The organism is Cellulomonas sp. HD19AZ1, from assembly GCF_004535805.1.
GTDB lineage: Bacteria > Actinomycetota > Actinomycetes > Actinomycetales > Cellulomonadaceae > Cellulomonas > Cellulomonas iranensis.
This window is the reverse complement of sequence record NZ_SPHX01000008.1, coordinates 122,030-138,745: the sequence shown is the minus strand read 5'-3', so window position 1 is coordinate 138,745 and position 16,716 is coordinate 122,030. Positions and strand designations below refer to the sequence as shown.

Below are 16,716 nucleotides of genomic sequence, written 5' to 3'. Positions count from 1 at the left end.
GTCGTGCCCCCTCCCGCTCCCGGACCGCGGGCCACTCTACGACCACGTCGGGGCGCCTCTGCCCGGGACGCGCCCCGCGGACCCCGGCGGCGCGACCACCTAGGCTGTCCGGGTGGAACGGCCGCTGCGTGACGTGCCCGCCGGTGCGGCGGACCTCGTCGGCGCGCTGTCCGCCGCGCTCGACGGCACCGGGCCCGCGGTGCGCTGCCTCGAGACGACCCCCCGCGAGGGGCTCGCGCACGTGCCCTCCGACGTGGCGGTCGTCGTGCGGACCTCGGGCTCCACGGGTCGCCCGCGGGACGTGATGCTGACGGCCGCCGCGCTGCGGGCGTCGGCCGACGCGACCGCCGAGCGGCTGCACGGCCCGGGGGCCTGGCTGCTCGCGCTGCCCGTGCACCACGTCGCGGGCCTCCAGGTCGTCGTGCGGGCCCTGCTCGCGGGGGCACCGCCGCGGGTGCTGGCCGACGGGCCGTTCCGGGCCGCGACGTTCGCCGCGGCGGCCCGGGCCGCGACCGCGGGCCCCGGCCCGCACTACACGTCGCTCGTGCCGACCCAGCTGGTGCGCGTGCTCGACGACCCGGGCGCGACCGCGGCGGCGCGCGCGTTCGACGCGATCCTCGTGGGCGGTGCCGCGTGCCCGCCGCCGCTGCTCGCACGCGCCCGCGCCGCGGGCCTGCGGGTCGTCACGACCTACGGCATGACCGAGACGTGCGGCGGCTGCGTGTACGACGGCCGGCCGCTCGCGGGCGTGCGGGTCGCGGTCGACGCCGAGCAGCGGATCAGCCTGAGCGGGCCCGTGCTCGCCGCCGGGTACCTGCACCGGCCGGACCTCGACGCCGCGACGTTCACGACCTCCGGCGACGAGCGCTGGCTGCGCACCGCCGACCGCGGACGCGTCGACGACGGCGTGCTGCACGTGCTCGGCCGCCTGGACGACGTCCTGGTCACGGGCGGCGTGAAGGTCGACCCGCACGCGGTCGAGGACGTGGTCGCCGCGCTGCCCGGCGTGCGCGAGGTCTGCGTGGTCGGCGTGCCCGACCAGCACTGGGGGCAGGCCGTGGTCGCGCTCGTCGTCACGCAGGACGGCACGCCGCCGCCGCTGACCACGCTGCGCACCGCCGTGGCCGCGGCGCTCGGTCCCGCGAGCGCACCCCGTCAGGTCGTCGTCGTCGACGCGCTGCCGCTGCGCGGTCCCGGCAAGCCCGACCGGCGCGCCGCCGCACGCGTGGCGCTCGAGCGCACCGCGGTGCACCCGCCCGGCTCGCCGTGAGCCCGGCTGCGACCCGCCCCGTCCCCTCCCCGCCGCCGCGCCGCACCGCGGCCGCCCCGACGTCCTCGAACAGGAGCACCATGGCCTCCGCCTCCGACTGGGTCGCCGGTGCGCGACCGCGCACGCTGCCCGCCGCGGTCGCGCCCGTGCTCGTGGGCACCGGTGCCGCGGCGCAGGCCGACGGCGCGCTGACGGGCCGCGCGCTGCTCGCGGCGGGCGTCGCGCTCGCGCTGCAGGTGGGCGTCAACTACGCGAACGACTACTCCGACGGCGTGCGGGGCACGGACGTCGACCGCGTGGGACCCATGCGGCTGACCGCGTCGGGCGCCGCCCCCGCGACGCACGTGCGCGGTGCCGCGTTCGCGGCGTTCGGCGTCGCTGCGCTCCTGGGCCTGTGGCTCGTGGCGCTGTCCGGCGCGTGGTGGCTGCTGGGCGTCGGTGCGCTGGCCGTCGTCGCGGCGTGGACCTACACCGGCGGCCGGCGGCCGTACGGGTACCGCGGGCTCGGCGAGGTCGGCGTGTTCGTGTTCTTCGGCCTGGTGGCGGTGCTCGGCACGACGTACACGCAGCTCGGCTCCGTCACGTGGCCGGCCGTCGTCGGCGCGGTCGCGGTCGGGCTGCTCGCGTGCGCGCTGCTCATGGCGAACAACCTGCGCGACGTGCCGACCGACGCGGTGGTCGGCAAGCGCACGCTCGCCGTGCGGCTCGGCGAGCACCGCGCGCGCCGCGTGTACGCGGTGATGGTGGTCCTGCCGGTGCTGCTGGGTGCGGTGTGCGCGCTCGCCGCGCCGTGGTCGCTGCTGGTGCTGCTGCTGCTCGCACCCGCGGTGGTGCTGGCGGTCGTGGTGCTGCTGGGCGCCCGCGGGATCGCGCTCGTGCCGGTGCTCGCGGGCACGGGCGCGCTCGAGCTCGGGTTCGGCGTCGCGCTGGGGCTCGGCCTGGCGCTCTGACGGAGGGGTCGCGGACCCCTCGGCCCGACCGGTCGCGGACCGGTCGCGGACCGTCAGGTCCCGGCAGGCCGTCGGCCTTCGGGCCACTCCCGCACGGCACCGCTCGACCCCTCGGCCTCGGCGTCCTCCGCGTCGGCGTCGGCCGCCTCGCGCGCCGTACGGCCGCCCCGCGCGCGACGCTGCTCGGCGCGCTCCGCGAGCCAGAGGGCCGCGCGGTCCCGCTGCCGGCCCAGGAGCACGTAGGACAGCCCCCACGCGAGGAACGCGGCCAGGAGCGGCGCGAGCCACGAGCGCATGCCGGCCCACCACAGCAGACCGGTCGCGGCGGCGAACAGCACGAGACGCAGCACGGAGTAGACGACGACGGGCACCCGCCCAGCGTAGGTCAGGACGACGCCCGTCCGGACCGCGGCGGACCCCACCCTGACGGGTCGCCGTCTAGGGTGGACAGGTGCTCAGGTACCTGCCGTTCGTGCTGATCGCCGCCTTCGCGCTGTACTGCGCGTTCGACGTGCTGGGCAGCGACGCTCGTCGGCGGCGGGGCGTGCCGACGCTCGTGTGGGTCCTCGTGGTGCTGCTGCCGGTGCTGGGGGGCGTCCTGTGGCTGCTCGTGAGCCGCAGCGCGCCGGCCCCGGGCCAGTCGCGTGCTGCGCGCGGGCCGGTGGCACCCGACGACGACCCCGAGTTCCTGCGCCGGCTCGACCTCGAGCGGCGTCGACGCGAGCAGCAGGCGCGCGGCGACGACACCGACGACGCCGCGTCCGCCTGACGCGCCCGGCGGGCCTCAGAGGCCCGAGTAGGAGTGCTTCCCCGTGATGAACAGGTTGACGACCGTGAAGTTGGCCAGGACGACCGCGTAGCCGACGAACACGATGTAGGCGGCGCGACGCCCGGCCCACCCGCGCGTCGTGCGCGCGTGCAGGTACGCGGCGTAGACGACCCACGCGACGAACGTGCCGACCTCCTTGGGGTCCCAGCCCCAGTAGCGGCCCCAGGCCTCCTCGGCCCAGATCGCGCCGCCGATGAGCGTGAACGTCCACAGCACGAAGCCGACGGCGTGCAGGCGGAACGACAGCGCCTCGAGCCGGCGCGCGTCGGGCACCTGCTCGAGCCACGCGAACGCGGGACCGGTCACGCGCGCACCGTGGAACGCCTGGCGCAGGCCGTCCGCGCGACGCCACGGACGCTCGAGCCGCGAGCGGCCCTCGGCGCGCGCGTCCTGCAGGACCTGCAGGACGGACGTCGCGAACGCGACCGTGAAGACGCCCGTCGCGAGGATCGCGACGCCCACGTGGATGACGAGCCAGTAGCGCTGCAGCGCGGGCTGCACCGCGTCGGCCTGCACGTGCAGCGTGTTGAGCGCCAGCACGAGCGCGAGCACCGCGATGCCCGTCACGAGCACGCCGAGGAACGCGATCGCGCGCCGGCGCTGCACGACCACGAGCACGGCCGTCGCGCAGAACGTGCCGACGATCGTGAACTCGTACATGTTGGCGGTCGGCCAGCGGCCCGCGGCCACGCCGCGCAGCACGATCGCGACGAGCAGCAGCGCCGTGCCGAGCACGAGCGTCGAGCCGGCGATGCCGGCCGCGCGGCGCCGCGGCGCGGGCGCCGCCGGTGCTGCGGGTGGCGCGTCGGCCGTGAGGACGTCCCCGCCCGACGTGGCGCCGGCACCCACGACGGCCGGCCGGCGCGCGGCACGCACGGCCTGCGCGGCCTCGGTCGCGCGCGCGAGGTCGATCGCGTACGCGACCAGCGCGATGGTCAGCGCTGTCGCGGCCGACCAGACGAACAGGTCGCTCAGCTCGGCGACGTTCATGTCCTGTCCTCCTGCGGATCGGGCCCGGGGTCGCCGTGGGGCGCCGCGGGCTGCGCACCGAGCACAGCGGTGAGGACACGGTCCAGCTCGGGCTGCAGACCGACGTCGTCACCGCGGGCGAGGCCGGCGGCGGTCACCACTGTAGCCGCGCCCCCGGGACCTTCGTCCTGCGGGGCGCCGGCTCGGGGCGCGGCGCGCAGCCAGAGCCGCCGACGCGGCGCGAACAGCGACGCCATGAGCCCCGCGAGCGCGAGCAGCGCGAACGTCAGCACCCACGCGAGCGACGGGTCGTGCCGCAGGTCGAGCGCGACGAACCGCGGCATGTCGTCGAAGGTCAGCGTGCCGAGCCCGTCCGGCAGGTCGACCGTCTCCCCCGGCCGCACGTACAGCGTGACGACGTCGCCCGCGTCGTCAACGGCCTGCTGCATGCGCGACTCGTCGAGCCGGTAGACGTTCTGCGGGACACCCGTGTCGAGGCCGAGGTTGCCGCGCCACACCGACAGCACGAGCAGCGGGTCGGCCGGCTGCGGGTCGACCGAGCGCCACAGGCCCGGGGCCGCCTCGACGGCGGTGGGCAGCAGGAACCCGACGAGACCGACCTGGTCCTGCCCGCCCGAGACGTCGGGCACCTTGACGACGCCGCGCGACGTGTACACCTCGTCCTGCGGCAGGAAGGGCACGGCGTCCGAGAACGCGACCTCGCCCGCGGCGTCGTGCACCGTGAGGTGCGGCGCGTAGCCGTTCCCCATGAGGTACACCTTGGCGCCGCCGGCGACGATCGGGTGGTTGACCTTGATCTGCTCGGGCGTGGGTTCGCCGCCGGGCTCGGTGACGGTGACGTGCGCGGTGAAGTCGCGCGACTGCAGCGTGCGCGGGTCGAACCGCGACTCGAAGTCGTCGAGGCGCAGCGTGAACGGCTCGAGGTCGGCGGGGTCGAACGCGCTGCCGCGCTCGAACGAGTCGTACCCGGCCTGCACGTTCGCGAAGCCCGTGCCCTGCACGACGATCGCCTGCCCGCGGTAGTGCAGCAGCTGCCCGGTCGCGACCGAGACCAGCAGGCCGAGCAGCGCGAGGTGGAACACGAGGTTGCCGGTCTCGCGCAGGTAGCCGCGCTCGGCGGACACCGACCACGTGCCGCGGCCCTCGTCGTGCACGTCGACGCGGAACGCGGGGACGCCGAGCCGGCGCCGGCGCAGCACGGCCGCCGCGCGCTCGGCGACCGCACGCGGCGCGTCGTCGGACGTGCCGGCGCCCTGGGCGGGGAAGCGGCCGAGGCGGCGCGGCGTGCGGGGCGGGCGGCCGCGCAGCGCGGCCAGGTGCACGCGCGTGCGCGGCAGGATGCAGCCGATGAGGGAGACGAACAGCAGCAGGTAGACGGCCGAGAACCACACCGACGCGTACACGTCGAAGAATCCGAGCCGGTCGAGCCACGGGCCGACGTCGGGGTGCTCGGTGAGGTACTCGGCGACGCGCGCGGGGTCCTGCGGCCGCTGCGGGAACACCGAGCCGGGCACGGCGGCGACCGCGAGCAGCACGAGCAGCAGCAGCGCGACGCGCATGCTCGTGAGCTGGCGCCACGCCCACCGCAGCCAGCCGACGGGCCCGAGCGCGGGCAGGGCCGCGGGCTCGGGACTCGTGCCGTCGGCGCCGGTCGTCGTGCCACCGGCCGGCGCGTCGGCACCGGACGCGTCGTCGGACGCCGCGGTACGCGCCGCGTCGTCGCTGAAGGCGTCGTCGAGGCCCTCGGGCCGGTAGCCGGGGCGGGCGGCCTCGCGCGGTCGGTCGGTCACGTCGTCAGCCTCGCCGCCACCTGGGCACCCGTCTCGACAACCACCTGCGCACCCACCTTCACAGCACCGGGACGAACGGGTCGGCGCCGGTCAGCAGGCCCTGGAGCCAGGCGGCCCACGTGCCCCACGCGCCCGTGACGAGCGCGACGCCGAGCACCACGAGGACGGCACCGCCGGTGCGCTGCACCGCGAGCCGGTGCCGCCCGAGCCACGCGACGGCCCGCCGCGAGCGCTGCAGCCCGACGGCGACGAGCGCGAACGGCAGGCCGAGGCCCACGCAGAACGCGACCGCCAGCAGCGCACCGCGCCCGGCCGAGCCGCCCGTGAGCGACAGCGTGAGGATCGCCGCGAGCGTCGGTCCGATGCAGGGCGTCCAGCCGAGCCCGAACGCGACGCCGAGCAGCGGCGCACCCCACAGACCGGTGCGCGGCGCGACGTGCGCGCGCCGCTCGCGCTGCAGGAACGGCACGGCGCCGAGGAACGCGAGACCCATGACGACCGTGACGGCGCCGAGCACGCGGCTCACCGGGTCCTGCCACTGCCACAGCACCGCGCCGAGCGAGCCCGCGAGCGCGCCGAACGCGACGAACACGGCCGAGAACCCGGCGACGAACAGCGTCACGCCGAGCACGAGCACGCGGCGGCCACCTGAGGCGTCGGACGGGTCGGGCGCGGTCCGGACGCGCGCTCCCGTCGCGGGAGCGGGGCCGGTCACGGGGACGGCCGCGGCGGCGTCGCCGCTGGGCGTGCCGTCGCCGACGCGCACGACGTCGGTCGCGTCGACCAGCCCGAGCGCGGCGCCCGGCGTGCGGCGGGGCCCGCCGGCGGCGAGCCCGCCGAGCAGACCCGCGTAGCCGGGCAGCAGGGGCAGCACGCACGGCGACGCGAACGACACGAGGCCGGCGAGCAGCGCGACCGGGACCGCGAGCAGCAGCGAGCCCCCGGCGACGGTCGAGCCGACGTCGAGCGCGAGCGCGCCGCCCCCGGTCACCGCGGTGCGTCCGCGGTGTCGACGGGGTCGACGGCCGCCGGGTCGGCGGCAGCACCACCGGTCGCGCCCGGGGCGGGCGCGGGCGTCGCGTCCGGGCCGGCGTCGCCCTCGGCGAGCAGCTCCTCCACGAGCGAGCGGAGCACCGAGCCGTCGGCGAGGCCGAGCACGCGCGCGGCGACGCGACCCTGCCGGTCGAGCAGGACGGTCGTGGGGACCGCGCTGACGGGCACGACGCCCTGCAGCGCGGCGACCGCGGCGCCGCTGGTGTCGTCGAGCGACGGGTACGGCACGGCGAGCTCGCGCTGGAAGGCCTGCGCGGTGCCGGCCGCGTCGCGGCTGTTGATGCCGAGCACGTGCAGGCCCTGGTCGGCGTAGTCGGTCGCGACGGCCGCGAGGTCGGGCGCCTCGGCGCGGCACGGCGGGCACGCGGCGTACCAGGTGTTGAGGAGCACGACGTCGCCGCGCAGCTGTGCGAGGTCGTGGGCGCCGCCCTCGTAGTCGGTCCCGGCGATGTCGACGGGCCCGACGCGGTCGGCGGGCGCCCACGTCGTGGTCGACCCGTCGCCGGACTGGTAGCCCTGGTCGACGACGTCGTCGGGCGTGCCGGACCCGTCGCCGGCGGCGCAGCCGGCGAGCACGACGGCGAGCGCGGCCGTCGCGGCGAGCACGCGCGCGGCCCGGCCGGTGCGGGAGGTGCGGGAGGTACGCACGTCAGGCCCCGGGGACCTGCGACGCGCCGGGCAGCAGCGCCGCGGCGGGCTCGCCGTAGCCGACGCCCACGAGCGTGTCGTCCTCGAAGCGCAGGCTCGTGAGGGACGCGAGCGAGCACTGCCGCTTGCGGGGGTCGTGCCACAGGCGGCGGTTCTCGAGCGCGAGGCGCGTGACCCAGATGGGGAGCTGGTGGCTGACGAGCACGGCCTCGTGGCCGCGGGCCGCGACGCGGGCGGCGTCGACGGCCGCGAGCATGCGGTCGACCTGCTCGACGTACGGCTCGCCCCACGACGGCCGGAACGGGTTGCGCAGGTGGGGCCAGTGCGCGGGGTGGCGCAGCGAGCCGTCGCCGACGCCGAACCGCAGGCCCTGGAAGTGGTTCTCGGCCTCGATGAGGCGCTCGTCGGTGCCGAGCGCGACGCCGAACGCCTCGGCGATGGGGGTCCCGGTCTCCTGCGCGCGCTGCAGCGGCGAGGCGGTGACGACCACGACGTCGCGGCGCGGGGCTCCCTCGTCGCCCGCGAGCGTGCGCGCGACGAGCTCGGCCATCTGCTGCCCGCGCTCGGAGAGCCGGTAGCCGGGCAGGCGGCCGTAGAGCAGGCCCGTGGGGTTGTGGACCTCACCGTGGCGGAGCAGGTGGACCGTCGTGGTGACCATGCGCACAGTCTCGCAAAGTCTCCTGTGTGCCCGGCGCCGGGACGTGGGCCCTCAGGCGCTCGCGGCGGTGACGTCGCTCACGTCGCCCTGGTCGCGGGCGCGCTCGCACGCGGGCGTGCGCAGGTGGTCGACGACGACCTGCATCGCGGCGCCGAGCGCCGCGAGCTGCGCGTCGTCGAGGACGTCGACGAGGTGCCGGCGCACGGACTCGACGTGACCGGGCGCGGCGGCGACGAGCACGCGCCAGCCGTGGTCGGTGAGGACGCACGCGACGCCGCGCGCGTCGCCCGGGACGGGCTCCCGGCGCACGAGGCCCGCGCGCTCCATGCGCGCGACGGTGTGCGTGAGGCGGCTGCGGGAGTGCGCGAGGTCGTCGGCGAGCTCGGACATGCGCAGCGCGCGCCCCGGGGCCTCGGAGAGCCGGACGAGGACCTCGTACTCCCCCAGCGACAGGCCGCTGCCGCAGTCGAGCTCGCGCGCGAGCACGTCGAGCAGGAGCGCGGTGCCGTCGCGGAACGCGCGCCAGTGCTCCTGCTGGTCCGCGGCGAGCCAGCGCACGTCGTCGGTCGGCGCGGCGTCGGTCACGGCGGGCTCCTCACGGTCGGGGGTTGCGGCTCGCATCCCACTGTAGTAGAAATATCAACCACCGCATACTTGTTGTGTCAACGATTCTCGTCGATCCCCCGGAGGAACCCATGTCCGCTCTGCCCGCCGGCCTCACCACCGGTACCTGGAACATCGACCCCTCGCACACCGAGGCGTCCTTCACGGTCCGCCACGCCGGCATCTCGAAGGTCCGCGGCACCGTCGCGGTCACCGGCGGCGCCCTCACCGTCGGCGAGGACCTCGAGTCGTCCGCCGTCTCGGTGACGCTCGACCCGTCGACCGTCACGACCGGTGACGCCAACCGCGACGGCCACCTCAAGGGCAACGACTTCTTCGACGTCGAGGTCTTCGGCGAGTGGACCTTCGTGTCGAAGGCCGTCCGCGAGGCCGGCTCGTCCTACGTGGTCGTCGGCGACCTGACGATCCACGGCGTGACCCGCGAGGTCGAGCTCGAGACCGAGTTCAACGGCACCGCCGTCGACCCGTTCGGCAACACCCGCGCCGGGTTCGAGGCCACCACGACGATCTCCCGCAAGGAGTTCGGCCTCACGTGGAACGCCGCGCTCGAGGCCGGCGGCGTGCTCGTCGCCGACAAGGTCCGCATCGACCTCGACGTCTCGGCCATCAAGGCCTGACGCACCGCAGCACCGTCCCGCGAGGGCGCGACCGCACCGGTCGCGCCCTCGCGGCGTCTCACCCGCAGGCGGGGCTACGACGCCCCGCCGCCCGCACCGCGCGCACGGTCGTGGAACGCCAGGATCTGCAGCTCGGACGCGACGTCCACCGCCCGCACGTCGACGTGCGGCGGCACGCGCAACGTGCCCGGCGCGAACGTCAGGACCCCCACGACCCCCGCGGCCACGAGCTCGTCGCACACGCGCTGCGCGACCGCGGCCGGCGTCGTCAGCACCGCGATCGTCGCGCCCGCGCGCGCCACCACCCCCGCGAGGTCGTCCGCGGGCTCGACAACGAGCCCCGCGACCGTCGTGCCCACGACCGCCGGGTCGGCGTCGACCAGCGCCACGAGCGAGAACCCGCGCTCCGCGATGCCCGCGTAGTTCGCGAGCGCGTGCCCCAGGTTGCCGACGCCGACGAGCACCACGCGGCGCACGTCGGACAGCCCCAGCGCCACCGTGACCTGCTCGCGCAGGTGCTCGACGTCGTACCCCACGCCGCGGCGGCCGTACGACCCGAGGTGCGACAGGTCCTTGCGCAGCTGCGCGGGCGTCACCCCGGCCCGGTGCGCGAGCTCCTCCGAGGACGTCAGCACGGCACCGCTCGCGGCCGTCGCCTCGAGCGCGCGCAGGTAGCCCGGCAGCCGCGCGACCGTCGCCGGCGGCACGGCCTCGCCGCGGCGCGTCCCGCGACCGCCGTCGCGGCCCGCACCCCGGCCCGCACCCCGGGCGGTGCCGCCGCGTGCGGCGGTGCGCCGAGCGTCCACGTCGACCCCCCGAGCCTCAGCGCCGGGAGCACCCGGCGACGACGTCACGCTAGAGCCTGCCGCCGCCCGCCGCGAGGGCCCTGCGCAGCCGGCCCTCGTCGATGCGCCAGTAGCCGCGGCGCACGCCGTCGACGTCGACCACCGGGACCATCTCGCCGAGCTCGTCCGCGGGCGGCACGCCGTCGGGGCCGGGCACGTCGACGTCCACCTCGACCCACGTCGCGCCGACCTCCGCGCACACCCGCGCGACCAGCGCCCGCGCGTCGTCGCACAGGTGGCACCCGGCGCGCCCGTACAGCACGACCCGCGCCGGCGTCCCGTCCGCCGCGGCGGTCGCCGCCGACCCCTGCCCGTCACCCGTCCGCGTCACGGCGCCACGCTAGCGCGCGCGGACGCGCCGACCGCCGCCCCGCGCGGGTCGTTACAGTGGCCGGGTGCACGCGGGCCAGGGGAACGACGAGCCGGCCGTCGTCGCCGCCACCGTCGAGACGCCGCGGGCCGACCTCGTGCCGGACGGGACGCGCGTCGCGGCCTTCTTCGACGTCGACAACACGATCATCCGCGGCGCCAGCGCGTTCCACCTCGCGGTGGGCCTGTACCGCCGCGGGTTCTTCCGCAACCTCGACCTCGTGACGTTCGCGTTCCAGCAGGCGCGCTACCGCGCATTCGGCGAGAACCGCCGCCAGATCGACGAGGTCCGCTCCCGCGCGCTCGAGATCATGCGCGGCCGCTCGGTGGCCGAGGTCACCGCGATCGCCGAGGACGTCTACGACGAGGTCCTCAGCCTGCGCATCTACCCCGGGACGCGGGCGCTGCTCGACGCGCACCTCGCGGCGGGGCACGCGGTGTGGCTCGTGACCGCCACCCCCGTCGAGATCGGCGAGCTCATCGCGCGGCGCCTCGGCGCGACGGGCGCGCTCGGCACGGTCGCGGAGCACGACGAGGGCTTCTACACCGGACGGCTCGTCGGCGACCTGCTGCACGGCGAGGCCAAGGCCAGCGCGGTGCGCGCGCTCGCGGAGCGCGAGGGCTACGACCTGGACCGGTGCCACGCGTACGGCGACTCGACCAACGACGTGCCGATCCTGTCGACCGTCGGCCACCCGTGCGCGATCAACCCCGACGGGCGCCTGCGCCGGCACGCCGCGGAGGTCGGGTGGCCCGTGCGGGAGTTCCGCCACCGGCGCACGCAGGCCCGCCGCGGCGTCAACGCCGCGAGCCTCGCGGGTCTGGTGTGGGCAGGCGCGGTCGTCGTGCGGGCGGTGCGACGCTCGCTGCGACGACGCGTGGGCGGCCTGTGACGGCACGGGCACCCGCCCCGTCGCCCGCGCGTCAGCCCGCGCCCTGCGCCTGCTCCTCGCGCGTCGTCGCGACCGGCCAGCCCTCGTCGTCCCACGCGAGCTCGCGGATGCCGAGCCGGAAGTCGCCGCCCTCGGCGGCGTCGTACCAGTGGAACGCCAGGTAGCCCTTCGAGTACGACTGACCGCCGGGGCCGACCATGTCGCCGCGCGTCGCGAGCAGCGGCTCGCCGCCGCCCGCGGCCAGGTCCCGGCCCTCACGGTCGACGTACGGCCCGGTGACGTCGCGGGATCGGCCGACGGCCATGTTGTAGGTCGAGTCGGAGCCCTGGCAGCACGAGTCGCGCGAGACGAAGAGGTAGTACCAGCCGTCGCGCTCGGCGAGGTACGGGGCCTCGATCGCGTTGGGCGAGCCGATGCGGCTCGCGATCGTCACGGGCTGCGCGTCGGGGTCGGCGAGCGTGCCGTCGGGCCACGCGAGCTCGATCAGCTGGATGCCGCCCCAGAAGGACCCGAACGCCATCCACGGCGTGCCGTCGACGTCGACCACGCCCGCGTCGATCGCGTTCCAGTTGTCCTCGCCCGGGGTCGAGGAGATCACCTCGCCCCGGTCGACCCACGCGTAGGCGGGGTCGTCGGGGTCGAGCGTCGTGTTCGTCATGAGCCCGATCACCGACCGGTTCGAGCCGAACGTCGACGCCGCGTAGTACAGGTACCAGGTGCCGTCGTGCTCGACGACCTCGGGCGCCCAGAAGTTCTCGACCCCCGGCACGGCCTCGTACACCCAGCGCGGGCGCGTGCCGGCCTCCCAGACGGTGCCGATGTCTTCCCACGTGCGGCCGCCGTCGGTCGAGCGCCGGATCTGCGGCGCGCCGAGCCCGACGCGCACGTCCCCGGTCGAGAACACGTACCAGGGCTCGCCCTCGTCGCCGACGACGAGCGCCGGGTCGTGCGTGCGCAGGTCACCGGCCAGCTCGAGCGCGGTCGCCGCGGGCGCGGCGGGACGCGTGAGCAGGACCGCACCGCCGCCGACGAGCAGCGCGGCCACGACCCCGACCGCCGCGAGGGCCCACGCCCGGCCGCGGCGCCGCGGCCGGGCGTCGGGCGCGGGCGGGGCGTCCGGCGCGGGCCCGGCGGGCGCGTCCGTCACGCGGCGCCCTCACGACGCGCGGGCTCGAGCGCGACCCACCGCACGCCGTGCTCGGGCACGTCGAGCGTCAGCACGCCGTCGTGCTCGGCGGCGGTCGCGCGCGGGTAGGGCAGCGGCGCTGCGTCCCACAGGTCGCGGGCCGTCCAGCGGTGGGCGCTCGCGGCGGCGTCGCCCACCAGCGCGGACAGCGGCAGGTGCTCGGTGCGCACGCCGGTCCCGGTCCAGAACACCGCGACGTAGCGCGTGGCCTCGGTGCCGGACCGCGCACCCCACACGACGACCTCGCCGTCGCCCGCGGGCTCGCGCTGCAGCTCGCGGCCGTCGACGCCGGTGCGCAGCACGTGCCCGACCGCGGGCGTCGTGAGCAGCGCGATCGTCGCGTCGTCGGACGTCGGCAGGTCGCCGCCCATCATGAGCGGCGAGCGGGCCATGACCCACAGCGTGAGGAGCGTGCGCTGCTCGTCGGGCGTGAGGCGCGACGCGCGGTCGTCGCCGCGCTCGGCGCGGATCCCGATGCGCCCCAGGGGCAGCATGTCGGCGTCGGCCCAGCCGCCGGGCTGCTGGAACGGCGCCCACCGCGCGAGCCGCGCGAAGTTGGCGTGCACGTCCTCCCAGCGGTCCCAGAGGTCGTCGCACACGCGCCACATCTGCGCGTGCTCGCGCAGCACGGGCAGGTGCGCGGTGGACAGGCGCGTGCCGGGCGACAGCGACAGCACGATGTCGCGCCCCGAGCGCGCGATGGCGCGCGACCACGCGGTGATCGCGTCGGCGTGGAACGGCGCGAGCATGTCGTCGACCTTGACGAAGTCGACGCCCCACGACGCGAGCTGTGCGACGAGCCCGTCGAGCCAGGCCTGCGCGGCCGGGTGGGTGTGGTCGAGCCCGTACATGTGGCCGTTCCACGTGCAGACGGACGACGTGTCGGCGACGTCGGCGGTCGTGACGACCGCTCCGTCGGGGCTCACGACGGGCAGCGCGGCGGCGACCGCGGTGCGCGGGATGCCGCGCAGCACGTGGACGCCGAGCTTGAGCCCGAGCGCGTGCACCTGCGCGGCGAGCTCGGTGAAGCCGCGGCCGCCGGCGGCCGAGGGGAAGCGCGCGGGGTCGGGCTGGGGGTAGCCGTGCTCGTCGAGCACGAGGCCGCTGCCGTCGGTGTAGCCGTGCGCGCGGGCCGCGGGGTCGGACCAGTCGATGTCGACGACGACCGTGTCCCACCCGTGCGGGAGCAGGTGCTCGGCCATGAAGCGGGCGTTGGCCAGGACCTCGGCCTCGGTGACGGTCGTGCCGTAGCAGTCCCAGCTGTTCCACCCCATGGGCGGGGTGAGGGCCAGCGTCATCGTCGACTCCTTCTACATCGTTGTAGAGTCGACTCTGCCGCACCGTGCGGCGCGGCGTCAAACCCACGCGTGGCGCACGGCACGCACGAGCGTACGTCGCGGGGGCCGACGGCCCCGACGGCCGGGCGTTACCCGATCGTGGCTTGACCGGGAGCCGGTGCCCGTGTCAGTTTGTGCAACGTTGTAGATCAACGTTGTAGAGACGTTGCAGCATCGGAGAGGTCAATGACGACCAGCAGGAGCGACGGGCGACGCGCAGGGGCGCCGCAGCGCCCCCGGGCCACCGGGACCGCGGCTCCGCACGGACGTGGACCTGACCGACCCACCACCACGGGAGGCAGGCAGATGAAGAAGAGCAGGCTGGTCGTCGGCGCGACCTGTGCCGCGCTGGTCGGCGCGCTCGCGCTCACCGCGTGCAGCAGCGACGGCGGCGGCGGTGACGACGGGAGCAAGAAGATCACCTTCATGTTCCGCGGCGGCCCCGACGAGAAGAAGGCCTACGAGGCCGCGATCGACAAGTACACCGAGGCCACGGGCGTCGACGTCGAGATGATCGTCACCGACGCCGACCAGTACGCCACCAAGCTCCAGGCCGCGGTCGCCGGCAACAACGTGCCCGACGTGTTCTACATCGAGCAGGCGTCGCTGCAGTCCTACGTCGCGTCGGGCGTGCTGCTCGACATCACCGACCAGGTCGAGGCGTCCGACGTGGACCTCGACAACCTCTGGGAGTACGGCGTCGACTCCTACCGCTTCGACGGCACGCTCCAGGGCACCCCCGAGGGCCGCCTCTACGGCCTGCCCAAGGACATCGGCCCGTTCTCGTTCGGCTACAACAAGACCATGCTCGAGGCCGCGGGCATCCCGCTGCCCGACAAGGACACGCCGCTCACGTGGGAGCAGTTCGTCGAGATCTGCAAGCAGCTGACGACGGACACCGACGGCGACGGCGCCGTCGACCAGTGGGGCACCGGGCTCAACGTCCAGTGGAACCTGCAGTCGATGGTGTGGAGCAACGGCGCGGACTTCATCGACGCCGACCGCACCACGGTCACGGTCGACACCCCCGAGTTCGCCGACGCGCTGCAGAAGTTCGCCGACCTCACCACCGTCGACGCCGTCACGCCGTCGGCCTCCGACGCGGCGACGCTCGACACGTACCAGCGCTGGATGGCCGGCGAGATCGGCTTCTTCCCCGTCGGCCCGTGGGACGTCAGCGTCTACAACGACCTCGACTTCGACTACGACCTCATCCCCTGGCCCACCGTCGGCGACGGCGGGACGGCCACGTGGGTCGGGTCGCTCGGCATCGGCGTCTCCGCGACGTCGAAGCACCCCGACGAGGCCGTCGAGCTCGTGACGTACCTGTCGGCCGACGCGCAGGCGCAGCAGACGCTCGTCGACGCGAACATCCAGGTCCCCAACCTCATCGACGTCGCGACGGACTGGGCGCAGGCCGCCGACGCCGAGCCGGCCAACCGCCAGGAGTTCCTCGACATCGCGCAGGACTACGGGCGCGCGATGCCCGCGGCCTTCACGTACGGCGCCGCCTGGTACGACGAGCTCTGGACCAACATCCAGCCGGTCCTCGACGGCAAGCAGACCGCCGCCGACTACCTGGCCGACGTGCAGCCGCGCATGCAGGCGCTGCTCGACGAGTCCATCGCCAACGCCGAGCAGGCGTTCGCCGGACGCTGACGCACCGCGGTCCCGCACCAGAGAGGACCCACCCGATGTCGCGTCCCGAGGCCGTCACGGCCCCACCGGCGGCCGTCGCCGCCGACGGCCGGCCCCCGCTGCGCACCCGGCGCGAGCGCAACCGCCTGCACCGCACCGAGGCCCTGTGGGCGCTCGCGTTCGTCGCCCCGCCCGTGCTCGGGTACCTGCTGTTCACGCTCTACCCGCTCGGGTTCGCCGCGTACGCGTCGCTCACGAGCTGGAACGGGCTGGGGCCGATGCGTTTCATCGGCATCGACAACTACACGCGCCTGCTGAACGACGACTACTTCCGGCAGACGCTCTTCAACACGTTCTTCTACATGATCGGCATCCCGATCGGCCTGACGCTGTCGCTGCTGCTGGCCCTCGCGCTCAACCGGCGCATCGTCGGGCGCACCGCGTTCCGCACCATCTACTACGTGCCGGTCATCTCGTCGCTCGCGGCCATCGCGATCGTCTGGCAGTTCGCCTACAACGGCGACTTCGGGCTCGTGAACCAGGTCCTCGCGTGGTTCGGGATCGACGGCCCCAACTGGCTGCAGAACACCGCGACCGTCAAGCCCGCGATCATCCTCATGATGATCTGGAAGGGCCTCGGCTACTCGATGCTGCTCTACCTGGCGGCCATCCAGTCGGTGCCGGCCTCGCTCTACGAGGCCGCGTCGCTCGACGGCGCGAGCTGGTGGCAGCAGCTGCGCGCGATCACCATGCCCATGGTCCGCCCGGTGACGTTCTTCCTGGTCGTCACGAACATCATCGCGGGCGCGCAGATCTTCACCGAGATCAACATCATGACGCCCACAGGCGGCCCCGAGTTCAGCTCGGCGTCGCTGGTCTGGTACATCTGGCGCCAGGCCTTCCGCTACCAGCAGATGGGGTACGCGACGGCCATGGCGGTCGTGCTCGGCATCCTCGTCTTCGTCATCACCCTGATCCAGTTCCGCCTCAACCGGCGCAACAGCTTCAGCATCGACTGA

Annotated in this window: 18 protein-coding genes; 7 read left to right on the top strand and 11 right to left on the bottom strand. The window is 75.4% G+C overall.

Annotated elements, in window-relative coordinates; all coding sequences use genetic code 11:
- The first annotated feature begins 112 nt into the window (after positions 1 to 112).
- Both menE and E4A51_RS17545 read left to right on the top strand, forming a co-directional pair.
- Positions 113 to 1,270, top strand: coding sequence for an o-succinylbenzoate--CoA ligase (menE, locus tag E4A51_RS17550; RefSeq protein WP_134852516.1), 1,158 nt, complete (start codon positions 113 to 115; stop codon positions 1,268 to 1,270).
- An 80-nt stretch (positions 1,271 to 1,350) separates the two neighbouring features.
- Positions 1,351 to 2,220: a 1,4-dihydroxy-2-naphthoate polyprenyltransferase gene (locus tag E4A51_RS17545; RefSeq protein WP_134852515.1), complete on the top strand. Its 870-nt coding sequence runs from the start codon at positions 1,351 to 1,353 to the stop codon at positions 2,218 to 2,220.
- Between the two features lie 53 nt (positions 2,221 to 2,273).
- Here the strand turns inward: E4A51_RS17545 and E4A51_RS17540 are convergent, their stop codons facing one another.
- Positions 2,274 to 2,591, bottom strand: coding sequence for a DUF4229 domain-containing protein (locus E4A51_RS17540; RefSeq protein ID WP_087510498.1), 318 nt, complete (start codon positions 2,589 to 2,591; stop codon positions 2,274 to 2,276).
- 80 nt (positions 2,592 to 2,671) lie between these two features.
- On the opposite strand from E4A51_RS17540, the gene E4A51_RS17535 reads away from it, so the two are divergent.
- On the top strand, positions 2,672 to 2,989 hold the full coding sequence (locus E4A51_RS17535) for a PLDc N-terminal domain-containing protein (protein WP_070320557.1): 318 nt from the start codon (positions 2,672 to 2,674) through the stop codon (positions 2,987 to 2,989).
- A 15-nt stretch (positions 2,990 to 3,004) separates the two neighbouring features.
- Here the strand turns inward: E4A51_RS17535 and ccsB are convergent, their stop codons facing one another.
- The 6 genes from ccsB to E4A51_RS17505 are packed head-to-tail and all read right to left on the bottom strand — an operon-like array spanning position 3,005 to position 8,809.
- On the bottom strand, positions 3,005 to 4,039 hold the full coding sequence (gene ccsB, locus E4A51_RS17530) for a c-type cytochrome biogenesis protein CcsB (protein ID WP_070320558.1): 1,035 nt from the start codon (positions 4,037 to 4,039) through the stop codon (positions 3,005 to 3,007).
- Positions 4,036 to 5,829: a cytochrome c biogenesis protein ResB gene (locus E4A51_RS17525; protein WP_134852514.1), complete on the bottom strand. Its 1,794-nt coding sequence runs from the start codon at positions 5,827 to 5,829 to the stop codon at positions 4,036 to 4,038. The genes ccsB and E4A51_RS17525 overlap by 4 nt, the downstream gene beginning before the upstream one ends.
- Positions 5,830 to 5,887: 58 nt before the next feature.
- The gene (locus E4A51_RS17520) at positions 5,888 to 6,820 is read right to left on the bottom strand and encodes a cytochrome c biogenesis CcdA family protein (protein ID WP_046529054.1); all 933 of its coding nucleotides are present in this window, start codon (positions 6,818 to 6,820) and stop codon (positions 5,888 to 5,890) included.
- A complete protein-coding gene (locus tag E4A51_RS17515; protein ID WP_134852513.1) occupies positions 6,817 to 7,530 on the bottom strand; it encodes a TlpA disulfide reductase family protein in 714 nt (237 codons plus the stop codon). The genes E4A51_RS17520 and E4A51_RS17515 overlap by 4 nt, the downstream gene beginning before the upstream one ends.
- A gap of 1 nt (position 7,531) precedes the next feature.
- A complete protein-coding gene (locus E4A51_RS17510) occupies positions 7,532 to 8,188 on the bottom strand; it encodes a histidine phosphatase family protein (protein WP_087510493.1) in 657 nt (218 codons plus the stop codon).
- Positions 8,189 to 8,239: 51 nt separating this feature from the next.
- Positions 8,240 to 8,809 (bottom strand): MarR family winged helix-turn-helix transcriptional regulator, encoded by a 570-nt coding sequence (locus E4A51_RS17505; RefSeq protein WP_134852512.1) that lies wholly within the window; start codon positions 8,807 to 8,809, stop codon positions 8,240 to 8,242.
- A 74-nt stretch (positions 8,810 to 8,883) separates the two neighbouring features.
- Between E4A51_RS17505 and E4A51_RS17500 the strand changes: the two genes are divergently transcribed.
- A complete protein-coding gene (locus E4A51_RS17500; protein WP_046529057.1) occupies positions 8,884 to 9,429 on the top strand; it encodes a YceI family protein in 546 nt (181 codons plus the stop codon).
- A 74-nt stretch (positions 9,430 to 9,503) separates the two neighbouring features.
- On the opposite strand, the gene E4A51_RS17495 is transcribed toward E4A51_RS17500, so the two are convergent.
- Both E4A51_RS17495 and E4A51_RS17490 read right to left on the bottom strand, forming a co-directional pair.
- Positions 9,504 to 10,235 (bottom strand): redox-sensing transcriptional repressor Rex, encoded by a 732-nt coding sequence (locus E4A51_RS17495; RefSeq protein ID WP_134852511.1) that lies wholly within the window; start codon positions 10,233 to 10,235, stop codon positions 9,504 to 9,506.
- 49 nt (positions 10,236 to 10,284) lie between these two features.
- A complete protein-coding gene (locus tag E4A51_RS17490) occupies positions 10,285 to 10,605 on the bottom strand; it encodes a glutaredoxin family protein (protein ID WP_134852510.1) in 321 nt (106 codons plus the stop codon).
- A gap of 64 nt (positions 10,606 to 10,669) precedes the next feature.
- On the opposite strand from E4A51_RS17490, the gene E4A51_RS17485 reads away from it, so the two are divergent.
- Positions 10,670 to 11,536, top strand: coding sequence for an HAD family phosphatase (locus E4A51_RS17485; RefSeq protein WP_082740264.1), 867 nt, complete (start codon positions 10,670 to 10,672; stop codon positions 11,534 to 11,536).
- A gap of 31 nt (positions 11,537 to 11,567) precedes the next feature.
- Here the strand turns inward: E4A51_RS17485 and E4A51_RS17480 are convergent, their stop codons facing one another.
- Both E4A51_RS17480 and E4A51_RS17475 read right to left on the bottom strand, forming a co-directional pair.
- Positions 11,568 to 12,683 (bottom strand): arabinan endo-1,5-alpha-L-arabinosidase, encoded by a 1,116-nt coding sequence (locus tag E4A51_RS17480; protein WP_206120099.1) that lies wholly within the window; start codon positions 12,681 to 12,683, stop codon positions 11,568 to 11,570.
- Entirely contained in the window at positions 12,680 to 14,020 is a 1,341-nt protein-coding gene (locus tag E4A51_RS17475) for a TIM-barrel domain-containing protein (protein WP_134852509.1), read from the bottom strand. Before E4A51_RS17475 ends, E4A51_RS17480 begins: the two co-directional genes overlap by 4 nt.
- A gap of 345 nt (positions 14,021 to 14,365) precedes the next feature.
- Here E4A51_RS17475 and E4A51_RS17470 point away from each other — a divergent pair, with 345 nt between their 5' ends.
- Both E4A51_RS17470 and E4A51_RS17465 read left to right on the top strand, forming a co-directional pair.
- Positions 14,366 to 15,718 carry a sugar ABC transporter substrate-binding protein gene (locus tag E4A51_RS17470; RefSeq protein ID WP_070320995.1) on the top strand — a complete coding sequence of 451 codons (1,353 nt, stop codon included), beginning with the start codon at positions 14,366 to 14,368 and terminating at the stop codon, positions 15,716 to 15,718.
- A gap of 35 nt (positions 15,719 to 15,753) precedes the next feature.
- Positions 15,754 to 16,716 (top strand): carbohydrate ABC transporter permease, encoded by a 963-nt coding sequence (locus E4A51_RS17465; RefSeq protein WP_082740213.1) that lies wholly within the window; start codon positions 15,754 to 15,756, stop codon positions 16,714 to 16,716.

Excerpts from the sequence above, each read along its gene's own strand:
- E4A51_RS17475 (WP_134852509.1), bottom strand. The coding sequence starts at position 14,020 with ATGACGCTGGCCCTCACCCCGCCCATGGGGTGGAACAGCTGGGACTGC.
- E4A51_RS17510 (WP_087510493.1), bottom strand. The coding sequence starts at position 8,188 with ATGGTCACCACGACGGTCCACCTGCTCCGCCACGGTGAGGTCCACAAC.
- E4A51_RS17500 (WP_046529057.1), top strand. The coding sequence starts at position 8,884 with ATGTCCGCTCTGCCCGCCGGCCTCACCACCGGTACCTGGAACATCGAC.
- E4A51_RS17545 (WP_134852515.1), top strand. The coding sequence starts at position 1,351 with ATGGCCTCCGCCTCCGACTGGGTCGCCGGTGCGCGACCGCGCACGCTG.
- ccsB (WP_070320558.1), bottom strand. The coding sequence starts at position 4,039 with ATGAACGTCGCCGAGCTGAGCGACCTGTTCGTCTGGTCGGCCGCGACA.
- E4A51_RS17470 (WP_070320995.1), top strand. The coding sequence starts at position 14,366 with ATGAAGAAGAGCAGGCTGGTCGTCGGCGCGACCTGTGCCGCGCTGGTC.
- E4A51_RS17505 (WP_134852512.1), bottom strand. The coding sequence starts at position 8,809 with ATGCGAGCCGCAACCCCCGACCGTGAGGAGCCCGCCGTGACCGACGCC.
- E4A51_RS17465 (WP_082740213.1), top strand. The coding sequence starts at position 15,754 with ATGTCGCGTCCCGAGGCCGTCACGGCCCCACCGGCGGCCGTCGCCGCC.